Genomic DNA, 16,631 nt, shown 5'->3' with positions numbered 1-16,631 from the left:
CGAAATGAGAGGTGGGATTTTGGTTTAATGGCTCCCGTCCCATGACATGAAATTATCCAGCAACCGCAATCCATTGCGCTGGCTTTTTTCAGGATGGAACTGGACGGCAAATAGATTGGCGCGGGCCGCGGCCGAGGTAAACCTCACCGCATATTCCGTTTCTCCGGCGATCTGATGAGAATCGGTCGAATCGGCATAATAACTGTGCACGAAATAAAATCTCGTATCCTGCGGAATTCCCTTCCATAGCGGGTGCGGCATGGTCTGGCGGACCTGATTCCAGCCCATGTGAGGTACTTTCAGCGGCTGTCCGGTTGACCTGTCTGTCATTTTATCAGAAGGAAAGCGCTTTACGGTGCCCGACAAGAGACTCAAGCATGGGGTTCCCCCGCCTTCTTCGCTAAAATCATACAGCGCCTCTAGCCCGAGGCAAATGCCCAGAAAAGGTTTGGTTTTCATCGCGTCAAGCAACGCTGCACGCAGGCTATCGGATTCCAACGCGGCCATACAGCCACCGATGGCTCCCTGACCGGGGAATACCACGCGGTCGGCACTGTTGATTATCTTCGAGTCAGACGTGAGTTCCACGCGCACCCTTTTAGGGGCGATGTGTTCGATGGCCTTGCACACCAAGAGCAGGCGAGTCATACGAAGTTTACGCCACCACTCAGGCCACACCACGTGCTCGATAGCCTTGGATACCGAACGCAGATTGCCCATACCGTAGTCAATGACCGCGACTGTATTCATAAATTATAGATAACAGCGGCGAACCAAAAGAAATAGCTGGGTATGCTCGACATAATAACGGCGAAAAGTGCGTTTCTCCGGCGTAAGCTTACAATAACCCCTTGGTGGAAGGAATGCTATCGGGCACGCGCGGATCGATCTCAAGCGCCATACGCAGGGCCCGACCGAATGCCTTGAAGATGGTCTCGATATTGTGATGTGCGTTTTTACCGCGCAGGCAATCCACGTGCAGCGTTGTCAGGGAATGATTGGAGAATCCCTGGAAAAATTCGTGCACCAGATCCACATCGAACTCGCCCACGCGTGCACGCGGAAAATCAACGTGGTATTCAAGTCCGGGGCGCCCGGAAAAATCGATGACCACGCGCGAAAGCGCCTCGTCGAGCGGAATATAGGCGTGGCCGTAACGGCGAATGCCCTTTCTGTCGCCCACCGACTTGGCAATCGCCTGACCGAGTGCAATTCCAATGTCTTCCACGGTGTGATGCGCGTCGATGTGCAGATCGCCCTTGGCTTCCAATTCAATGTCGATCACTCCGTGCCGCGCCACTTGCTCCAGCATGTGCTCGAGAAACGGCAAACCGGTGTTAAATCGAGACTTGCCGGTGCCGTCCAGGTCCACGGAAACGCTGATCCGGGTTTCCTTGGTATGACGCTTCACTTCCGCGTGCCGGCGTGCTGGCGGGCGGTTGATCTTGGTTTTTGTTCGTTTAGTGTTTTTCACACGCAAACCTTAGACGAATCACAGCGCCGCCTCAAGCGCCTCCAGAAAAGCGCTGGTCTCCGCCGGCGTGCCGATTGTCACGCGCAGGCAACCTTGCAGCATGCCGCCAGCGGCATTCAAATTCTTGATCAGCACGCCGCGCGCGCGAAGGCTTTCGAATACTTCGTCTGCGTCGCGATTTAAGGTCCGAAACAGGAGGAAATTGGTCTGGCTGGGCCAGACCTGAAGGCCGTTTAACCGGGTAAGCGACTCATACAGCTTCTCCCGGTCTTCGCGGATCTGCTCCACCTGTTGATCAAGAAGTTCAAGATGCGACAACGCGAAGTCCGCGCTGGCTTGCGCCAGCGATCCATTATTGTAGGGGAGGCGCACCTTATTGAATTCTTCGAGCCACGGCGCTGGACCGATGAGCATGCCCAGCCGCAATCCGGCCAGCCCCTGTTTGGACAAGGTGCGCATAACCAGCAGATTGTCATACTGCCCCAGCCGGTCGATGAAAGAGGCACGGGCGAAGGCGTAATAGGCCTCATCCAGCACCACCAGCCCCGGCGACGCCTCGATCACACGCTCGATCCCGTCCCGCGTAAACAGGTTGCACGTCGGGTTGTTCGGGTACGCGAAAAAAATCGCCGCCGGCTGATGTGTCGCGATGGCTTCGAGCATGGCCGTCACGTCCAGCGAATAATCCGGCCGCAGCGGCACGCCGACAAACTTCAGGCCGAGCACGGTTGCAATCATTTCGTACATGACAAACGTCGGGGTCGGCGCCAGGACGACCGCGCCCGGCATCGACAAGGACATCAGCACGATTTGAATCAGTTCATCCGAGCCATTGCCAAGCAAGATATCCAGATTGTCCGGGATCTGCCAGGCGGCACGGATGCGCGATCTGACGGCGTTGGCTCCGGGATCGGGATACCGGTTCAATTCGACGTCATGCAGTACCTTCAACCAAGCCCGCCTGATGTCTTCCGGCCAGGTATAGGGATTTTCCATGGCATCCAGTTTGATTAGCCCGATGGCGTCCGGCACGTGATAGGCCTTCAATGCCCGGATTTCAGGCCGGACCAATTTCGAGACTTTTTCGTTAATCGTGCTCATAGATCGAAGCAGCGAGTGACAAGTTGCAAGTAGCAAGCAGCAAGTAGCACCGGCTCCGTTTGCTTTTCTTTCCACTTGCTACTTGCTACTTTTTTATTCTGTATTCCGCCGAGCGCGCATGCGCGGTTAAACCCTCTGCACGTGCAAGAATGGCGGCGGTGCAGCCGAGGCGCGAAGCGCCGTCGGGCGAACACTGGATGAGACTGGTACGCTTCTGAAAATCGTACACGCCGAGAGGCGAGGAGAACCGCGCCGTGCCGGACGTCGGCAGCACGTGGTTTGGGCCGGCACAGTAATCTCCGATGGCTTCGGGGGTATGACGTCCCAGAAAAATGGCGCCGGCGTGCCGCACGCGTTCCGCCACCGCTGCCGCTTCATCCAGGAAAAGTTCCAGATGCTCCGGCGCGATCCGGTTGACAAGCGTGATGGCCTCTTCGAGATTACCGGCGGTAATCAGCGCTCCGCACCGCTCAAGTGAGGCTTTGATTATCTCGCGACGTTCCTGGCCGGGGAGCAGTTTTTCAATCGCGTCGTATACACGCCGGGTGAAAGCCTCGTCGAGACTGATCAAAATCGCCTGTGCGTCCTCGTCATGCTCGGCCTGGGAAAACAGGTCCATCGCAACCCATTCGGGGTCGGTATTGCCGTCGCATAGCACCACGATTTCTGACGGCCCGGCGATCATGTCAATATCCACGACACCAAATACCAGTCGTTTGGCCGTGGCGACATAAGCGTTTCCCGGTCCGACGATCTTATCCACCTTGGGTACGGTAACAGTGCCGTAGGCCAGCGCCGCCACGGCCTGGGCGCCACCGATGGCAAAAATGCGGTTCACCCCAGCCAGTTCGGCAGCCGCCAGCACCAAGTCGTTCAGTTCACCGTCGGGGGTCGGTACCGCCATGATGAGTTCCGCAACGCCCGCCACCTTCGCGGGAACCGCGTTCATGAGCACGGAGGACGGATAAGCCGCCTTCCCGCCCGGTACGTACAAGCCCACGCGTTCCAGTGCCGTGACCTGCTGACCGAGCATGGTGCCGTCGGATTCGGTATAACGCCACGATTCGATTTTTTGCTTTTCATGATAACGGCGAATACGCTCGGCGGCCAGTTTCAACGCCGCACGCGTTTCAGCACCGATGGATTTTGTCGCCTGGGACAGCCTAGACAGCGGAATCTCAAGTGTGTCGGCAGAAATAATATCACGCCGGTCAAATCGCCGCGTGTATTCCATCAGTGCCTCGTCGCCGCGGGCGCGCACGTTTTCGATGATCTCGCGCGCGGTGACTTCGACTTGGGGATCTACTCGCTGGTAACGATCGAGCAATCGGCTGATATCGTCTACAAAACCGGCATCGCGCGAATTTAGCAAGCGCATGTTAAGTGAACTCATGGGGTAATCAGGCGATCGCCTGCTCCAGCTGTCCGATGAGGTCTTTCAGCGCCTGGTGTTTCATTTTCATCGAGGCCTTGTTGGCGACAAGCCAGGCACTGATATCGGCGATATGTTCGACCTCCACGAGGCCGTTGGCCTTCAAGGTATTCCCCGTGTCCACCAGATCCACGATCCGGTCGGAAAGGCCTACCAGAGGCGCGAGCTCCATGGATCCGTAAAGCTTGATGATATCGGTTTGGATACCTTTGGCCGCGAAATGCCGCTGGGTGGATTTCACATATTTGGTCGCGATGCGAAGCCGTGTCCAGTTGCGCGGGTCATCGCCTGAAGCCAGGCTGGCCGGTTCGGCAACCATGAGGCGGCATCGTGCGATGTTGAGGTCCATCAGCTCATACAACCCGTCGCCGTCGTATTCCATGAGGACATCCTTGCCGGCGATGCCGAGATCGGCGGCGCCAAACTGGACATAGGTGGGAACATCCGCCGCCCGGATGACGGTGAGTTTAACTCCCGGTCGGTTCGTATCGAAAATCAGTTTGCGGCTCTTGAGTGGATCCTCATCCGGCCGGATACCCGCGCGCGCAAGCAGCGGCAGACCCTCATCGAGGATCCGCCCCTTGGACAGGGCAATATTGAGCGTGGTGGTCATGGTTCATGCCGTCTGCTTCCGGGCGTGTTTCGCAACAAACGCTCCCGGTACGCGTCGGATACGCGCACCCAGTTGCGCGAGTTTTTCTTCAATACATTCGTACCCGCGGTCTATGTGATAAATGCGGTCCACGATGGTTTCCGAATCGGCCACCAGTCCCGCGAGCGCGAGGCTGGCCGAGGCGCGCAAATCGGTCGCCATGACCGGCGCACCCTTGAGTTTTTTCACGCCTTTCACAATGGCGGTGTTGCCTTCCATTTCAATATTCGCCCCCATGCGCTGCAATTCGTAGACATGCATGAAACGGTTTTCAAAAATGGTTTCCGTAACCCGGCCGCTGCCCGCGGCAATGGAATTCAGGGCGATAAACTGAGCCTGCATGTCCGTCGGAAAAGCCGGATAGGGCGCCGTCCTGACATTGACGCCTTGTGCGCGTTTGTTTTTCATATCCAGGCTGACCCAGTTAGCTCCGGTTTCAATGGTGGCTCCGGCCTCGCGCAATTTATCAAGCACAGCCTGCAACAAATCAGGGCGGGAATGACGCAGCCGTACCGCCCCTCCCGTCATCGCGGCGGCGACCAGAAACGTTCCGGTTTCGATGCGATCGGGAATCACATCGTGAGCCGCGCCGTGAAGCCGCTCAACGCCTTCAATGGTAATCTCATCGGTGCCGGCACCGCGGATCTTCGCGCCCATGGCAATCAAGCAAGTGGCCAGGTCAACGACTTCGGGTTCGCGCGCCGCGTTCTCGATTATTGTCGTTCCCTCCGCGAGGGTGGCGGCCATCATGATGTTTTCCGTCCCGGTCACCGAAACGATGTCCATGAAGATACGAGCGCCCTTCAATCGTTTCGCCCGCGCGCGGATATACCCGGCTTCGAGCACGACCTCGGCTCCCATGGCCTGGAGACCTTTGATATGCAAATTCACCGGACGCGAACCGATGGCGCAACCGCCGGGGAGCGACACTTCGGCCTCGCCGAAACGTGCCACTAGGGGTCCCAGCACTAGTATCGAGGCGCGCATGGTCTTCACGAGCTCGTACGGCGCGCGCAAGGAACTGACGTGACTCGAATCCGCCTCGATCACCATTTTTTCATCCACGACGAGTCGCACGCCCATGCGCCCCAACAGCTCCATGGTTGTGGTGATGTCCTGCAAATGCGGCACGTTGCCGATACGCACGGGCTCATCCGTCAGCAGTGATGCCACCAGCACGGGCAACGCGGCATTCTTCGCGCCCGAGATTCTAATCTCACCACGCAAAGGGATCCCGCCCGTTACAATCAGCTTGTCCATGTGATAAATATTTTTCTTACGAAGTCAAAATCAAACTAAAAGATAATCAGAAAAGGTTTAAATCACGATACTGAAGAATGACTGTGAGCTCCGATACTTGAATAATAAAAAAAGCCGCCCTTTGCGGCCCGCCCAATCGATGGCGGCGTATCAACCCATCGCCCGGGTAACCAGTTTCTGGAGTTCGCCTTTCTGAAACATCTCTATCATGATATCACAGCCACCGACCAATTCGCCGTCGATATAAAGCTGTGGAAATGTCGGCCAGCTGGAGTATTCCTTGAGGCCCTGGCGGATTTCAGAATCCAGCAAAATGTCGTAACTCGCGTATTTTGCGCCACAGGAACTCAGCAATTGCGAGGCTTTGGCCGAAAACCCGCATTGCGGGAATTGCGGTGTGCCCTTCATGTAAAGCACAATTTTATCATTGACGAGTTGCTGCCGTATTTTTTCCTGAACGTTCATGCCAATCCTCATATTACTGATAATTAATTGTCAAACCGGTTACGCACCGGAGTTATTCATCCGGGGCCAGAGTGCGCAGTGACAGGGCATGGATCTCGTTCCCCAGCTTCGCGCCCAGCGTGCGATAAACGATCTGGTGCCGCTGCACCATCCCCTTGCCGGCAAACTCCCGCGTAACAACCACCGGTTCGAAGTGATGGCGATCGCCGGTGACCGACACGCGCGCGCCCGGAAAACCGTATTCGATCATCTGTTTGATATCTTCCGGCCGCATCAATTCAGTGGCTCTTAACTAATTATGCGGTCAGATGCAGTTATTGCAAGGAACCGTTTAGCGGGAATTTGCCACAAGCGCCGAACCGGCATCAGATCATCCGGCCCAAAAACTGTCTCTACCCCGCTCCTTGGATCGGTATCGCAAACCTCCCGGAAAACAGCACAACTCTCAATCACGCAATTTATATCCGGCCTTGAGCATCAGCAAGGTAACAACTGTAAACGCTGCAAGTGCGAGACCAACAATGAGCAGGCTCGTGGAGGGAGGCACGTCCGACACTCCGAAGAATCCATAACGGAATCCGTCAATCATGTAGAAAAACGGATTGAACCGTGAAAGTGTCTGCCAGAATTCCGGCAGCGAGTGAATGGAATAAAACACGCCCGAGAGAAACGAAAGCGGTATGATGATGAAATTCTGAAAACCGGCGAGTTGATCGAATTTCTCCGCCCAGATCCCGGCGATTACACCCATCGCGCCAAGGACAGCGCTGCTCAAAAAAGCGAAGAGCAGGATAAACCACGGATGTTGCACAGGCAGGGCAACAAACAGGCTGCCCACGATGTACACGCCCGCCCCCACCAGCATGCCGCGCAGGGAGGCGGAGAGAACGTATGCCAGAAGAAATTCCAGATGAGAGAGCGGGGGAAGCAAAATAAATACCAGGTTTCCGGTGACCTTGGACTGGATGAGGCTCGAAGAGCTGTTGGCAAATGAATTCTGGATCAGGGACATCATGATAAGACCGGGAATCAAGAAAGCCGTGTAGCCCACGCCGGAAAATACCTGCACCCGTCCCTCGAATACATGACCGAAAACGAGCAAATAAAGCAATGAGGTCACGATCGGCGCAATCAGCGTTTGCAGCAATACATTTCCGAAACGCAGAACTTCTTTGTAGAACAGGGTTTGCAGGCCCACCAGATTCATTTGCGCTTTCTCGCCGTCAGTTCTACGAATACATCCTCCAGGTCCGCCCCTTCCATGCTGAGGTCCGTGATGACGGCTCCGCGCGACCGTAAGGCATCGAGTGCCGCCATGACGGAATCTGTATCCTTGTCGAGCTGCAATTCAATAAAGTTGCCTTCCTGACGGAGCACCTTCGATGCCAGGAAATCCGGTAACGGTCCGAGCGACTCCCCCGTCGTGATACCCACCCGCCGGGTACGACCGATGCCGCGCATAAGCAACACCCGTGTGGTATCGAGCGCCACGATCTCGCCAAGATTCAAGATAGCGATTCGCCCGCAGAGGGCTTCGGCTTCCTCCAGATAATGCGTGGTCAGAACGATGGTATGCCCTTCGCGATGCAGCCGGCGGATGAACGTCCACAGGGATTTGCGCAGTTCCACGTCCACGCCTGCCGTCGGCTCATCCAGCACCACCACTTCGGGCTTGTGGACCAGCGCCTGGGCAATCATCACCCGCCGTTTCATGCCACCGGAAAGCGCGCGCATGTTCGCCTCGGCCTTATCGGTCAGCATGAGCACGCTCATCAGTTCTTCAATCCAGGCGTCATTCGAGCGCAAGCCGAAATAACCCGACTGGATGCGCAGGACATCGCGCACATTAAAGAAGGGGTCGAAAGTCAGCTCTTGCGGCACCACGCCGATGTGCCGCCGGGTATGCCGGTAGGCGGTTACCACGTCTTGTCCCAGCACCGTTACCGTGCCGCGATCGAATCGGGTCAGTCCCGCCACGATATTGATCAGGGTGGATTTACCAGCGCCATTCGGGCCGAGCAACCCAAAAAATTCACCCTGCTCAACCGTCAGATCGATATTTTTGAGAGCTTGAACGTTTTGATAATGCTTGTGCAATCCGGCGATCGCGATCGCAGCGCCCACGCGGGGTTTCCTCTTCAATCCAGCTGAAATACCTGCTCAAGGCCGTTGACGCGGATGAGATCGCGCATTTGCCCGGGAATATTGGTGAATCCGATTTCACGATTCGCGGTTCGTGCCAGTTGCAGCCATTCGATCATGAGTGCGAGTCCGGCGCTATCGACAAGCGTCACCGCCTGCATGTCGATCGTGACACGGCCGTTTCCGCTATGCAGCCATTTTTCTGTTTGACCCGAGAACTGCGGGACGGTCTGAAACGTTACCTGACCGGAGACGGCGAATACTCCATCGTCACGCGCCGTGATTCCATTCTCGGTCACTTTGTCGCGCTCTTCTTGGGCGATTCCGGCGCTGGCGATTTGCCGACGGTGGCCGTCTTGTTGTCCCGCGCCAGACTCGCGATAACTTTATCAATACCTTCCTTCTGCACCCGCTGTGCATAGGTTGATTGGTAGGTAGTCACCAGGCTGGCCCCCTCGATGGTCATGTCATACACCTTCCAGCCGGAATCGGTCTGATAAAAACTGTAGTTGATGGATATCGGAGGGCCGCCGTCGCGTCGGTGGACTTCGGATCTCACCGTCGCGGTCCGGTCGCCTTGGGTCATCCTGAACGGCTGATATACGATTCGCTCGTCATTGTATTTCAACAATGCCGTGGCATACGTCCGCACCAGCAAATCGCGAAACTCGCTCGTGAAACGCTTGCGCTGATCTTCGCTCGCCTCGCGCCAATAGCGGCCGAGCACCGTGCGCGACATCGCGCGAAAATCGAAATACGGCAGGACATGTTCGTCAACCATCGCGAAGAGCTTACCGCTGTCCTTGGCGTAGTCGTCCTTGTTTTCCTTGACCAGTGCAATGATTTTGTCCGTGGTGGCACGGGCAATCTGGTCCGGAGGCGATCCGGAGGCGTGAACAGGCGATGTCAGCGCCAATAACAGCAAGGCAAAAACAAATCTGCTCATGGATGCTCCTCGACGATGATTTATTGGGATGGCGTGTTCTCGCTGGCCTTATTGAAAATAACCTGCCCGACCAGTTTCTCCAGCACCAGCGCGGATTGGGTTCTCAGAAAGACATCGCCATCCTTTAGATAGGCTTCTTCCCCGCCAGGTTCAATGCCGATGTACTGGTCCCCCAAGAGACCCGAGGTCAGGATCGCGGCACTGCTGTCCCGGGGGATATTACTGTAGCGCCCATCGACGTCCATGGTGACCTTGGCCTGATATTTGTTGCTGTCAAACTCGATTGCCGACACGCGTCCAATACGCACGCCGGCCATGGTCACGGCCGCTTTGACCTTGAGACCGCCCACGTTGTCAAAGCGCGCGTTGATTTTATATCCATCCATGACATCGGCCGTGGTAAGGTTGCCGACCTTGAATGCGAGCATGGCAAGCGCCAGGATTCCCGCCGCGACGAACAGACCCACCCACACTTCCAAACTTTTTCGATTCAACATATTTAGATGTCCCCCAAGGTCAAGGCGGTGAGGATGAAATCCAGTCCCAGAACGGCCAGGGAAGAATATACCACCGTGCGGTTGGTCGCGCTTGCCACGCCTTCCGAGGTCGGCACGGCATCATACCCTTCGAACACGGCAATCCAGGTCACCACCACGCCAAAAACCGCGCTCTTGATAACACCATTCAGAATATCGTCACGGTAGTCGACTCCGTTTTGCATTTGCGACCAGAAGGCACCGGCATCCACGCCGAGGAGACCGACGCCGATGAGATGTCCACCCAATACGCCGATGGCGGAAAACAGCGCCGCCAGCAGCGGCATGGCGATAATCCCTCCGAGAAAACGCGGCGCGATGACGCGGATTATCGGATTGACCGCCATCATTTCCATGCCGGCCAGCTGTTCCGTGGCTTTCATGAGGCCGATCTCCGCGGTCAACGCCGAACCCGCACGGCCGGCAAACAGCAGGGCCGTGACCACGGGCCCGAGTTCGCGGACCAGTGACAACGCCACCAGCAACCCCAGCGAGTTCGCCGAGCCGAACTTTACCAGCGTGTTATAACCCTGCAGCCCGAGCACCATGCCCACGAACAAGCCCGATACCAGGATGATCAACAGCGTGAGCACGCCCACGGCGTAGACTTGTTGCACCACCAGGTAAAAGCGCCGGAGCAGCTCCCACGAACCGGCGAGAACTTCGTACAGAAACAGGGAAGCCCGGCCCAGACGTTCGACTGAATTGATGACAATGCTTCCCAGAATACGCAGGGTATTCATGCGGCGCTTTTCATCAGGTCTTCGAGGTAATCCCCCGCGGGATATTGATACGGCACCGGCCCATCGGGCAGCCCGTCCATGAATTGACGTACGTGATCGGATTCCGAGTGTTGCACATCGGCCGGCGTGCCCTCGCCGATGATACGGCCGTCGCCCACGAGATAGGCGTAGTCGGAAATCGAGCAGGTTTCAGCCACGTCGTGAGACACGACGATGGAGGTGATCCCGAGACTCTGATTCAGTTCCCGGATGAGTTTGGCGATCACACCCTTGGAGATGGGATCAAGTCCCGTAAACGGCTCGTCGTACATGATCATCATCGGTTCCAGGGCGATCGCCCGGGCCAGAGCCACGCGTCGCGCCATACCGCCCGAAAGCTCGGAGGGCATGAGATCGCGCGCGCCGCGAAGCCCGACGGTCTCGAGTTTCATGAGCACCACCTTGCGCAGGAGGGATTCCGCGAGCTTGGTGTGTTCGCGAATGGGGAACGCAACGTTTTCAAACACCGAGAGATCGGTCAGCAAGGCGCCGGTCTGAAACAGCATGCCCATGCGCTTGCGGAGCTCGAAGAGTTCCTTGGTGCTCAGGTCCGGTACCGACTGACCGTCGACGGTGATGGTGCCGCGGTCCGGCTTGATGCGCCCCCCGACAAGATTCAGCAGCGTGGTTTTTCCGCAGCCGCTGCCGCCCATGATGGCGGTCACCTTTCCGCGCTGAATCGGTAGCGTGATTCCCGTCAAGATCGGCCGGTCGGCGCGAGAAAAATGCACATCCTTGATGTCCACCAGGATGTCCATCTCCGGCGTGCTGTGACGTGGCTGGTTCAATTTATTCCTTTTCGAACGTATCTCAGTCTCCGCGCGTCACGGCCATTCTAGCGCATCGACACATCATTGCCAGACCGCCATCGCGCCGGCGACTTGCTATTTGACCGCCCGATTCTTGAGCAGATCATCGACCACCGAAGGGTCGGCCAGCGTGGTAGTGTCGCCCAGATTGGAGAGATCGTTGGCCGCGATTTTACGCAGAATGCGGCGCATGATCTTGCCCGAACGGGTCTTCGGCAATCCGGGGGCCCACTGTATGAAGTCAGGTGTGGCATGCGCTCCGATCTCCTTGCGCACTTGCTGCTGCAAATCTTTGCGCAGTTCTTCGGAAGGGTTCACGCCTACTTTGAGCGTTACGTAGCAGTATATGCCCTGGCCTTTAATATCGTGCGGGAATCCCACGACCGCGGCCTCGGCCACGTTATGATGCAGTACCAATGCGCTTTCCACCTCGGCGGTGCCGAGGCGGTGTCCCGAAACATTTAGTACATCGTCCACCCGCCCCGTAATCCAGTAGTAACCGTCCTGGTCACGGCGTGCCCCGTCGCCGGTGAAATACTTGCCGGGATAGGTTTTGAAATAGGTATCCACGAAGCGCTGATGGTCGCCGTAGACCGTGCGCATCATCCCCGGCCACGGTTGCAATATCACCAGGTTGCCGCTGCACGCGCCCTCGAGCAGCTTGCCGTCATTGTCCATGATCGCGGGCAGCACGCCGAAGAACGGGCGCGTGGCCGATCCCGGCTTCAAACGGGTGACGCCGGGGAGCGGCGTGATCAGGATGCCACCGGTCTCGGTCTGCCACCATGTGTCCACGATCGGAACTCGGCCGTCGCCGACCGTGTGGTAATACCATTCCCAGGCTTCGGGATTGATCGGCTCGCCCACGGTACCGAGCAGCCGCAACGAACGACGGGATGTTTTCTTGACCGGCGCTTCGCCCTCGCGCATGAGCGCCCGGATGGCGGTCGGCGCGGTATAGAAAATATTGACCTTGTGCTTGTCCACGACTTCCCAGAAGCGCGAGGCATTAGGGTAGTTCGGGACCCCTTCGAACATGAGCGTGATCGCCCCGTTGGCCAACGGGCCGTAGACAATATAGGAATGTCCGGTCACCCAGCCGACATCGGCGGTGCACCAGAAGATGTCGCCATCGTGATAATCGAAAATATATTTATGGGTCATCGCGACAAAAACGAGATACCCCCCGGTGGTATGCAACACCCCCTTGGGCTTGCCGGTGGAGCCGGAGGTATAGAGAATAAAGAGCGGGTCCTCGGCGTCCATTTCCTCGGGCGGGCAATCCTTCGAGGCCTTGCTCATCTGCTCGTGGTACCACACGTCACGCTTGCCCTCCCACGCGATGTTGGCGCCGGTGTGCCTGACGACCACCACGGTGTGAACGTTCGGGCATTGCTTCAGCGCCTCGTCGGTGTTGGCCTTGAGCGGGATTTTCTTGCTGCCGCGCACGCCCTCGTCCGCCGTGACCACCACCCGGCAGTCGGAATCGAGAATACGGTCCTTGATGGATTCGGGCGAGAAGCCGCCAAACACGACGGAGTGCACTGCGCCGATGCGCGCGCAGGCGAGCATCGCCACCGCGGTTTCCGGGATCATGGGCATGTAAATGCAGATCCGGTCACCCTTTTTCACACCCCGGCTTTTCAATACATTGGCGAAGCGGCAAACCTCGGCGTGCAATTCGCGGTAAGTAATCTTTTTATCGGTCTTGGGATCGTCGCCTTCCCAGATGATCGCGGTCTGGTTGCCGCGCTTTTCGAGATGCCGATCGAGACAATTAAAAGATGCGTTGAGTTTCCCGCCTTCGAACCACTTGATATACAGGTTCTTGGCGTCAAAGCTCCAGTCGCTGACCCGGCTCCAGGGCTTGGACCAGGTGACAAAGGACTTGGCCTGCTCGGCCCAAAACGCTGCGGGATCCTGCACCGAACGCTGGTACATTTCCTGGTACTTGTTCTCGTCTACCCAGGCGCGTTTGGCGACATCGGCGGGAACATCGTAGACTTTCTCGTCGGACATGGTTCGCTCCTCTTTATTTTTACATTCGGCTGATACCGATTGTGCACAGGCACGTGCAACGACTCAAGCCACCCGCCGTTCCCCTTGCCGGTCCTCGAATCGGCCCGGCCCCGAGACCGCCTGCACATTACTATCGAGCAGAAACAACCCATGAAATCATGCATCTGGAGTCAAACCCCCGCGCCCGGTTAATGCTTTTTTCGCTGTCCGGATACGCGGCTCAAAACGCCATGTTTCCCGCTAACGGCCGTCAGCATGGGATTGATCACGGGAATGGCCCGGTACCGCCAGTCTGGTAGACCTCATGAGGGAGTGATACAAGAGAGGCCACCGCGCATCCGGCGTTGGCCAACTTGGAGCCACACGGGAATTCATGCATAACCAGACAACACGCGTCGGCCGGCTCGCTAATTTGTCTTCCCACCTGTGGGAAGGATTGCGCGACTATTTTGGCACGCTCGGCCGCCGACGAGAGCCAGCGGTGAACGATCGAGCCGGATTGAGACGTTTTCTCGAGACACGCGCGAGTTACGTGGCGCAAACTTCGCTGTACGGATACCTGCGAACGCGTGCCGGCATGATCTACCCGCAATTGTTCGACAACGATGAGTTTGTGCAATCCATCAACATCGCCAAATGGCAGATCTGGCTGGCCTGCCTGTCGGATCTGTCCATCTATGCCGGGGGGCTGTTGGCGCGGGGTTCACCGGCATCGGCACCAAAAGTTGGCACGCTGCTGCAAGAACTGGTGACGGCGATCCTGGACGACACGGGCATCCCCGCGGATGCCGGCGGCGAGTTTGCCGCCTACGCCCAGCGCGTGCGCGCGCGACTGGCAGGCTGCGAGTGGGACCGGATCACAGACGATGAGACACCGTTTTCAGAAAGCCCGACGGCGCTCATCCGCTGGGCGCCCGTTGTCGAGAACCTCAAGGAACTCGATGAGGAGATCGTGCGGAATTCGGTCCGCTTTCGCTGGCAGGAAATACGCCGGGATCTGCGCCGCCATCTCGACGCCGAGGCGGTTCTGCGAGCGACCGGCTGATTCAATGCGCGCTCGCGGACCGGTAATTGCCCCACCGTCCGTGCACCTGGAAGCCTGTATCCAGCAGGTTTTTTTAGCTGGCTAATTCAAAATCAACCCAATCAGATAGGCGACGCCCCGGCCGAATTCGCTTTCCAGCGGAAACGACAACATGCCCATGACCGAGTAGCCGAGCAGCCAGGGCATCAGGTAGAAGCGCACCATGAAGAAGAACCAGGCCACGTACAGCGGTATCAAGGGCGGTATCAGGAACGACGGCGTGATCGGGCCGAACAGCTTCAACAGCGGATTCGTCACCTTGATGAAGAACTGGCTGAAGAAGAACGTGCTTTCCTCCGGGAGAAACAGCCGCATGCCGAAACGCGCGATGAGCGTCCACATGATCATGCCGAGAATGTAATCGAGTACGACCGCCCAGAGCGGGATTGCCACCGTCATCGTGAAACTCCGAGTATCAGCGACGTTGCTGCCGAGGTAAAAAAAGCCGGGGCAGTTGCCCGCCCCGGCTCTGAATGATACTAAACCGCTATTAGTGTTGCGAGGCCAGGATCGTCTTGCCGCTCGGGATGCGGACTTCGTCGACCATGTCCTGCGTCTCCTTGTCGGGCGCCTCGGTCATTAATGTTACCGCGACCATGGCGACCACACTGGCGGCCGCGCCGACCATGCCGAAGCGCAGATCGTCCATGCCCCACCACGGCACCATGCCGCCCCACTTCACCATGTACAGGTACCACGTACCGGCAGCAAGGCCGACCAGCATGCCGGCGATCGCCCCCGGCCGGTTCGCGCGCTTCCACCATACACCGAGCACCAACGGGAAGAATAGACCGGACATGGCGAAGTCGAACGCCCACGCCACGGCACCGAGGATACCGGTGAGCTTGAAGCTCGCCACGACCGCCCCCAATGCGCCAATGGCTAGGAGTAGGACGCGGGCCACGATCAGGCGTTTCTTGGTCTCCGCCTTTGGGTCGATGATCTTGTAGTACAGATCGTGCGAGAGCGCGTTGGCAATTGCGAGCAGCAGGCCGTCGGCCGTCGACATCGCTGCCGCCATCCCGCCGGCCGCCACGAGGCCGGAGATCACATAGGGCAGACCCGCAATCTCGGGTGTCGCCAGCACGACAATATCACCGCGTATGAAGAACTCATTGATCTGCAGGAGACCGTCGCCGTTGAAGTCCTTAATCGCCAACATCCCGATGGCCGCCCAGTTCTTGATCCATGCGAGCTGGCTCACCTCCTCAACCGACTTGCCGATGATGCTCGTCATCAGATTCGGATCCAGCAACTGCAGCTTGGTGAAGGTCGCGAGCGCCGGCGCCGAGAAGTAGAGCAGGAAGATGAAGAACAGCGACCAGGCGACCGAGGTACGCGCGGCCCGCACCGTTGGCGTGGTAAAGTAGCGCATCAGGATGTGCGGCAACGATGCGGTGCCGATCATCATGCACGCCACCAGCGTGATGAAGCGCCAGGCCGCGATGGGCCCTTCTCCTGGTGCCGCGTGCAGCGTCGTCAGGGCCGCGAGCCCCGGGAACTGTCCAGCGAAATCCCCAGGTTTTAGGATACCCACTTGATGCACGACCTCGAGTTCCATGATTCTCTGGACCGCAGCACCATATTCGACGTGTGGGAAAATGCCGAAACCCTGCTTCGTCGACATCCAGAAGATCGGGATAAGGTAGGCAATGATCAGCACGATGTATTGCGCCACCTGCGTCCAGGTCACCGCACGCATGCCGCCCAGCATCGAGCAGAGCAGAATACCCACCAGGCCGAACCATACGCCCACTTCGAACGGTATATGCAGCGCCCGCGCGGCAATGGTGCCGGTGGCGTTGATCTGTGCCGTCACGTAAGTGAACGAAGCGACGACCAGTACGAGTACAGCACACAGGCGCGTTACGTTACCGCCGTAGCGCGTGCCGATGAAGTCCGGCACGGTATAGCAGCCGAACTTGCGCA

Annotated in this window: 19 protein-coding genes; 1 reads left to right on the top strand and 18 read right to left on the bottom strand. The window is 57.7% G+C overall.

From position 1 onward, the window contains the following. Window positions 1-24: 24 nt before the first annotated feature. From hisH to acs, 16 genes are all read right to left on the bottom strand, one after another. Window positions 25-750, bottom strand: coding sequence for an imidazole glycerol phosphate synthase subunit HisH (hisH, locus tag WD823_RS13865; RefSeq protein WP_368430088.1), 726 nt, complete (start codon window positions 748-750; stop codon window positions 25-27). Between the two features lie 88 nt (window positions 751-838). Next, window positions 839-1,444: an imidazoleglycerol-phosphate dehydratase HisB gene (gene hisB / locus WD823_RS13860; protein WP_368430138.1), complete on the bottom strand. Its 606-nt coding sequence runs from the start codon at window positions 1,442-1,444 to the stop codon at window positions 839-841. A 48-nt stretch (window positions 1,445-1,492) separates the two neighbouring features. Further along, the gene (gene hisC, locus WD823_RS13855; protein WP_368430087.1) at window positions 1,493-2,575 is read right to left on the bottom strand and encodes a histidinol-phosphate transaminase; all 1,083 of its coding nucleotides are present in this window, start codon (window positions 2,573-2,575) and stop codon (window positions 1,493-1,495) included. A gap of 85 nt (window positions 2,576-2,660) precedes the next feature. Beyond that, on the bottom strand, window positions 2,661-3,968 hold the full coding sequence (gene hisD, locus WD823_RS13850; protein WP_368430086.1) for a histidinol dehydrogenase: 1,308 nt from the start codon (window positions 3,966-3,968) through the stop codon (window positions 2,661-2,663). 7 nt (window positions 3,969-3,975) lie between these two features. Beyond that, a complete protein-coding gene (hisG, locus tag WD823_RS13845) occupies window positions 3,976-4,620 on the bottom strand; it encodes an ATP phosphoribosyltransferase (protein WP_368430085.1) in 645 nt (214 codons plus the stop codon). A gap of 3 nt (window positions 4,621-4,623) precedes the next feature. Then, window positions 4,624-5,919: a UDP-N-acetylglucosamine 1-carboxyvinyltransferase gene (gene murA, locus WD823_RS13840; RefSeq protein ID WP_368430084.1), complete on the bottom strand. Its 1,296-nt coding sequence runs from the start codon at window positions 5,917-5,919 to the stop codon at window positions 4,624-4,626. A gap of 150 nt (window positions 5,920-6,069) precedes the next feature. Then, complete coding sequence (gene grxD / locus WD823_RS13835) at window positions 6,070-6,384, bottom strand: Grx4 family monothiol glutaredoxin (protein ID WP_368430083.1); 315 nt, start codon at window positions 6,382-6,384, stop codon at window positions 6,070-6,072. Window positions 6,385-6,436: 52 nt separating this feature from the next. Further along, window positions 6,437-6,658 carry a BolA family protein gene (locus tag WD823_RS13830; protein WP_368430137.1) on the bottom strand — a complete coding sequence of 74 codons (222 nt, stop codon included), beginning with the start codon at window positions 6,656-6,658 and terminating at the stop codon, window positions 6,437-6,439. A 171-nt stretch (window positions 6,659-6,829) separates the two neighbouring features. Further along, complete coding sequence (locus WD823_RS13825) at window positions 6,830-7,585, bottom strand: ABC transporter permease (protein WP_368430136.1); 756 nt, start codon at window positions 7,583-7,585, stop codon at window positions 6,830-6,832. A gap of 2 nt (window positions 7,586-7,587) precedes the next feature. Next, on the bottom strand, window positions 7,588-8,508 hold the full coding sequence (locus WD823_RS13820; protein WP_368430082.1) for an ABC transporter ATP-binding protein: 921 nt from the start codon (window positions 8,506-8,508) through the stop codon (window positions 7,588-7,590). Between the two features lie 14 nt (window positions 8,509-8,522). Next, entirely contained in the window at window positions 8,523-8,825 is a 303-nt protein-coding gene (locus WD823_RS13815) for a lipid asymmetry maintenance protein MlaB (RefSeq protein WP_368430081.1), read from the bottom strand. Then, the gene (locus WD823_RS13810; protein ID WP_368430080.1) at window positions 8,822-9,472 is read right to left on the bottom strand and encodes a phospholipid-binding protein MlaC; all 651 of its coding nucleotides are present in this window, start codon (window positions 9,470-9,472) and stop codon (window positions 8,822-8,824) included. The genes WD823_RS13815 and WD823_RS13810 overlap by 4 nt, the downstream gene beginning before the upstream one ends. A 20-nt stretch (window positions 9,473-9,492) precedes the next feature. Continuing rightward, on the bottom strand, window positions 9,493-9,969 hold the full coding sequence (gene mlaD / locus WD823_RS13805) for an outer membrane lipid asymmetry maintenance protein MlaD (protein ID WP_368430079.1): 477 nt from the start codon (window positions 9,967-9,969) through the stop codon (window positions 9,493-9,495). Between the two features lie 2 nt (window positions 9,970-9,971). After that, window positions 9,972-10,751: a lipid asymmetry maintenance ABC transporter permease subunit MlaE gene (gene mlaE / locus WD823_RS13800; protein WP_368430078.1), complete on the bottom strand. Its 780-nt coding sequence runs from the start codon at window positions 10,749-10,751 to the stop codon at window positions 9,972-9,974. Then, entirely contained in the window at window positions 10,748-11,548 is an 801-nt protein-coding gene (locus tag WD823_RS13795) for an ATP-binding cassette domain-containing protein (protein WP_368430135.1), read from the bottom strand. Before WD823_RS13795 ends, mlaE begins: the two co-directional genes overlap by 4 nt. Window positions 11,549-11,674: 126 nt before the next feature. Continuing rightward, on the bottom strand, window positions 11,675-13,618 hold the full coding sequence (acs, locus tag WD823_RS13790) for an acetate--CoA ligase (protein ID WP_368430077.1): 1,944 nt from the start codon (window positions 13,616-13,618) through the stop codon (window positions 11,675-11,677). Window positions 13,619-13,991: 373 nt separating this feature from the next. Between acs and WD823_RS13785 the strand changes: the two genes are divergently transcribed. Then, window positions 13,992-14,663: an esterase gene (locus tag WD823_RS13785; RefSeq protein WP_368430076.1), complete on the top strand. Its 672-nt coding sequence runs from the start codon at window positions 13,992-13,994 to the stop codon at window positions 14,661-14,663. An 81-nt stretch (window positions 14,664-14,744) separates the two neighbouring features. Here WD823_RS13785 and WD823_RS13780 read toward each other — a convergent pair whose 3' ends face one another. Together WD823_RS13780 and WD823_RS13775 are read right to left on the bottom strand one after the other, a co-directional pair. Further along, window positions 14,745-15,101, bottom strand: coding sequence for a hypothetical protein (locus tag WD823_RS13780; RefSeq protein WP_368430075.1), 357 nt, complete (start codon window positions 15,099-15,101; stop codon window positions 14,745-14,747). 91 nt (window positions 15,102-15,192) lie between these two features. Beyond that, the coding region (locus WD823_RS13775; RefSeq protein WP_368430074.1) for a VC_2705 family sodium/solute symporter at window positions 15,193-16,631 on the bottom strand (1,439 nt) is incomplete at its 5' end.

Origin of the sequence: Sulfuricaulis sp. (assembly GCF_040901545.1) — a bacterium.
Taxonomy (GTDB): Bacteria; Pseudomonadota; Gammaproteobacteria; order Acidiferrobacterales; family Sulfurifustaceae; genus Sulfuricaulis.
This window is presented reverse-complemented; position numbering and strand designations above follow the sequence as displayed.